Source organism: Solidesulfovibrio aerotolerans, assembly GCF_009856865.1.
Classification (GTDB): Bacteria; Desulfobacterota; Desulfovibrionia; order Desulfovibrionales; family Desulfovibrionaceae; genus Solidesulfovibrio; species Solidesulfovibrio aerotolerans.
Window position 1 is genome coordinate 1 of sequence record NZ_WVUD01000085.1, and the last position, 4,534, is coordinate 4,534.

General features: G+C 47.8%; 5 protein-coding genes. All 5 read right to left on the bottom strand.

The features are described from left to right. Positions 1–108 precede the first annotated feature (108 nt). The gene (locus GTA51_RS19900) at positions 109–642 is read right to left on the bottom strand and encodes a DUF2062 domain-containing protein (RefSeq protein ID WP_160964238.1); all 534 of its coding nucleotides are present in this window, start codon (positions 640–642) and stop codon (positions 109–111) included. 122 nt (positions 643–764) lie between these two features. Further along, positions 765–1,241, bottom strand: coding sequence for a phosphate-starvation-inducible PsiE family protein (locus GTA51_RS19905; RefSeq protein ID WP_160964239.1), 477 nt, complete (start codon positions 1,239–1,241; stop codon positions 765–767). A gap of 425 nt (positions 1,242–1,666) precedes the next feature. Continuing rightward, positions 1,667–2,875 (bottom strand): AI-2E family transporter, encoded by a 1,209-nt coding sequence (locus tag GTA51_RS19910; protein WP_160964240.1) that lies wholly within the window; start codon positions 2,873–2,875, stop codon positions 1,667–1,669. A gap of 72 nt (positions 2,876–2,947) precedes the next feature. Next, positions 2,948–3,976 carry a TerC family protein gene (locus tag GTA51_RS19915; RefSeq protein WP_246198254.1) on the bottom strand — a complete coding sequence of 343 codons (1,029 nt, stop codon included), beginning with the start codon at positions 3,974–3,976 and terminating at the stop codon, positions 2,948–2,950. 94 nt (positions 3,977–4,070) lie between these two features. Further along, a complete protein-coding gene (locus GTA51_RS19920) occupies positions 4,071–4,397 on the bottom strand; it encodes a hypothetical protein (RefSeq protein WP_160964241.1) in 327 nt (108 codons plus the stop codon). Between the last annotated feature and the right edge of the window lie 137 nt (positions 4,398–4,534).

Here is a 4,534-nt window from a genome sequence, read left to right on the forward strand (position 1 = left end):
TGAACTTGATGTCATGGCAATTTATGCCATTTTTTCAAAATTGATCGCCTAAGTGGAAAGGCATCATGAGCTTGCACCAGTTGTCGCTTTCAGGCGTCAAGCCTTTTCTTAGCCGGACAGTAATGGGGCAGTATGCCTGCCTTTGCGGCCCTGATATTTTTTCACAAAAAAATAAGCAAGGAAATATGAGAGTAAGGCGGCTGGAACCCCTAAAACTATTCCACCAGTGTTGAGAATCAAAGCAAGCTTCCACCCGGTGTCAAAGATGAAGTCCCAGTCAAGCCAATCCGAATGGAGAATGAAAGGGGGAGAATCCAAAGCGAGTTCCGGTAAAACAAGCTTGCCTACAAAATATAATGCAGTGTACAGTGGGGTAAAAGTTACCGGGTTGGATACCCAGGCCCCTGCGAAAGCGGCCAATTTGCTCCCTACGAAGACCCAACACAAACCTATGGCCCAGATGGACTGGAACGGAATTATAGGAATAAAGCCAAAGAAGACACCGAAAGCAAAACCGAGAGCTATTTCATGGGGAGTTTTCTTTATTCGCAAAAGCGTAAGCCATTTTAGTCGGAGCAGGCGCATGACTTGACCGGCTCTTTTCGTAGCGAATGAAGCATCGCCTTGGTTCTTATTTTTCATATTTAATTGGGATCTGCCTTAGCTAAGCATGATATGCTAGGGTGAATTCTTGTATACACGAAAGAGTTGGCTTAGCGCCAAAAAAGTAAAGCTCCTGAATCGATCTTATGGATAGAACTCGCCTAGAGCTCGCCAGGGCTTTCAATAGAGGGGTTTTTAACTACGGCCAGCCAATAGGCTACAGCCAGCGCGAGCAGCAGTGCAGCGGTAGCAAACACATAGTCTGAACTGACATTGTTGTAATCCAATACAATGACCTTTCTTGCAACAGCCATAAAAGCCGTCGCTAGAACTACTTTAATATGAATGACGTTTTCGCGCAAGTAACTTGTAATGTTTATAAAAATTTCTATTGCGATCAGCACGGCCATAAAAGCTCCGAATGTGGCAAATATATCGCTGATTTCAAGCAAGTAGTATGGATGTGCTGAAATTCGAGTATATAGAACGTAAACTACATCTGCAACCCCCCACCAGATAACCAGAACCATCAATATTGCAAGAATACGCACTGCATAGCGTATCAATTTAACAAGTATGTTCATCATAGGATCGTCCAAGGTGTCGTAAAAATGCTTTAATATATTTTTGATTTTCATATACAGTTACCGGCAGTAATAATGGCAAATATTTTCATTGCAGTCTCCAATTGTGGTTATATGTTTAAAAGTATTAATGCCGGTTAAGCAAATATTGGCTCTATTCGCGTTAATCATTGACGAGCCGGTTTCGCAGCGGCTTGCAGCCAGGCGACCGAAGTCAGGACAGGTCCTGGCTTCTCAAGCATGCGTCGCCATCCAAGGTAGACTGTGGCGGTCCAGCCAACTCAGTTTTAAATGTACCCGCCGATTCTCCTGATCCGTCCCAATTCTCCTGCCCCATCCCATTTCCAGTTGGTCAAAAACGAAAATTCCTTCGTTTTTGGAGTACCCTATGATACTGGATGGCAGGATTATGGCATTGGACATCTCTTGTTTGCTCAATACGAATACTTCCGATGCATCTTAAACAGTGTAGAGATATTTCACCCGTTTGGTGTGTTCGTAGCGCGAGATACTTTTACTTGTGCTTCAATAAACAACTGAAATACGACGAGGCACAGGCTCATGGCAACAGGACCATAAATGATCCCTAGTGGACCAAAAAGCAGAACGCCTCCAACTATGGCTACAAATATCATTAATAGAGGCAACTGAGCACTGCCGCTAATGAAAAAAGGACGTACAATATTGTCCACTGTACTCACTACAAGCAGCCACCAGAAAAGTAAAAAAATTGCTTTGCCTGTCGATCCTGCGGCGATGAGATAGAGAATCAATGGTATATGGACAAGTGCAAGACCAATTACGGGAACTAGAGACGCCACTATGGCCACCATACCCCAGAAAAATGGATCAATGCCGACCATCCACAGGCCGAGTGTGGTGGCAAGACCCTGAGATAACCCGGCTGCGACGCCGCCAACAAGGATGGAGCGCGTCACTGTTTTGAGCCTTTCTGCCAACGCCTGCTCTTGTCTTCGACGCAACGGAGAAAGCCGACGCAAGCCCTGCACCACCCGTTCCCCTTCGGCCAGAAAGTAGAAGAGGAATAAGATGAGCAGGATAATCTGGGCTAAGAAATTGGCCATTTGTCCAGCAAATCCTCTGCCGATGGACAAAAGTGTTTTTCCGATTGTGCCGGCAGCTCCAAGCAAGCTGGCTTTGAGGCTCTGAGGATCTATGGGAATCATTTCTACAAATCTATGCAGCCAGTCAGGTAAGTCGAGGGATTGGAGCCAGCTAATGAGGGTCTGCATACCGCCGTCATTGAACCACTGTACCCCAGCCTCGATGACAGAACCCGCTTCGTTGGCTAGGATTACTGCTAGAATAGCAGCAGGCATGACAATGAAGACAAAGGTGGCGATTGTCAGCAATGCGGCCGAGGCTATGCGTGCACCCTTTAAAATATGGACGATCCGTTTATGCAGAGGGGTCAGCAGCAGCGCGAGTATGGCGGCTAAGATAACCGCATGGCGAAACGGCCACAGAAGTGATACAATAATGGTCACAGACGCAATGAATACGAGGAGTAAAAACGGATGATAAAATCTGGCGTGTAAAGGACCGACATCATCTTCGCCATCATTGCGGGCTTCTAAGGCCCACACAGCATTGAGCACGCTTTGCGCTACTGGTGTTGTTGATGCGTTTGTCGTTTCCTGGGGAATAGTATCGTCTTGTTCGGACATGGTTCACTTTCCTGGTTTGGGGCATCATGCTGTGGCGCCGGCTGCTATCCCCCTCTGTATCCCTGCTTTGCGTCAAGACTTCCCATTCTTGTTGTCGTTCCGGGGCTGCTTATCCGCTTCACTTTTTGGAGGGCTGCCCGGCACCCACCAACGGGTCGCATCTTTGAGAGCTTCTTCAGTGGGCATTCTCCGCGTTCGCAGCAACGAAAACAACATAGAGCTACCGATGATCACTGACGTGATAAACAAAGCCAGTTCTGTGGATACAATTTTTTCGCCGAACCAAGCGTTAACGATCATTTTAGCGCCTACGACCACGAGTACAAGAGACAGACCATATTTGAGATAATGGAACCGGTGAATGATGCCCACGAGAGCAAAGTAGAGCGCCCTGAGGCCGAGGATGGCGAAGACATTTGACGTATAAACGATGAAGGGATCGGTGGTGATAGCGAAAATGGCCGGAATTGAATCCAAGGCGAATATTACGTCTGTGACTTCGATAAGTACCAGGACGATGAGGAGTGGCGTAATGAAGAGTACGCCATTGCGTCGAACGAAGAATTTTTTGCCTTCGAAGCCCTCTGTCACCCTGAAGTGGCGACGCATGAACCGGTTGATGCGGTTTTCGTCTAGGTTGGGCTCCTGTCCCACCGTGACCAGCATCTTGATTCCCGTGAACACGAGGAATGCTCCGAAGACGTAAATGATCCAGTGAAAACTTTCGATGATCGCCGCACCGGCCAGGATGAGCGAGGCACGCATGACGAGCGCCCCCAGGATGCCCCAGAAGAGGACCTTGTGCTGGCAGTCGCGGGGTACGGAAAAGTGCAGGAAGACTAGGACGAACACGAAGATGTTGTCAATGGAAAGGCTTTTCTCGATGAGGTAACCCGTTATGTACTCGGCTCCTGCCTGCGGGCCGAGAAAATGATAAACGCCAGCACCGAAGGCCAGGGCCAGCACAACATAGCCCAGACTGAGCAGCAGGGCCTCGCGCACGCCGATCTCGCGCCCCTTGCGGTGGAGAACCCCAAGGTCAAGGGCTAAAAGAACCAGGACCAGCAGGTTGAAGCCAATCCACATCCACGCGGTTTCCAATTGTTGTCTCCTGCTTATTTACGAGTAGCTTGTTTGTGTCATTTCAGCGTTTGCTCCGCAGAGTCACGCCATGGCGGACCAATCGAAGCAATTTTTAGAGCTTTTTATTTTGCATACCAACCTCTCCAAACAAATTGCGCAACTGCTCGCGGAAGAATGACACAACATATTCCATTGCCGCATCAAACATCATCCGTGCTTCATAAATGTGCACGCTATTCCTGCTTGGAAATCCATTCAGACTTTCTCCCTCGCGAAGGGCAACGCCCGTTGACCACACATTGTAAATCATCAACTTATCCCCAGACAAGTAGCATATGGAATTCTTTTCAATGTTTCCAGTGTACTCATTTTCTATGCAAACAACAAGCTTCTGGAATCCAGCGACTCCATTTTCTGCAAGATGAGCTATCCCAATCATCTTGTTGCCAATATCATTTCTGTCCGGCTAATTTAGAAGAGATAGCCTGCTAGAATTGTTTGGTTTTAAGCGTTGCCGTCGCGGGTCAATGAGGTCGAGAATTTCACATTGCTGAAACAGATTTCGTTGCACCAGCC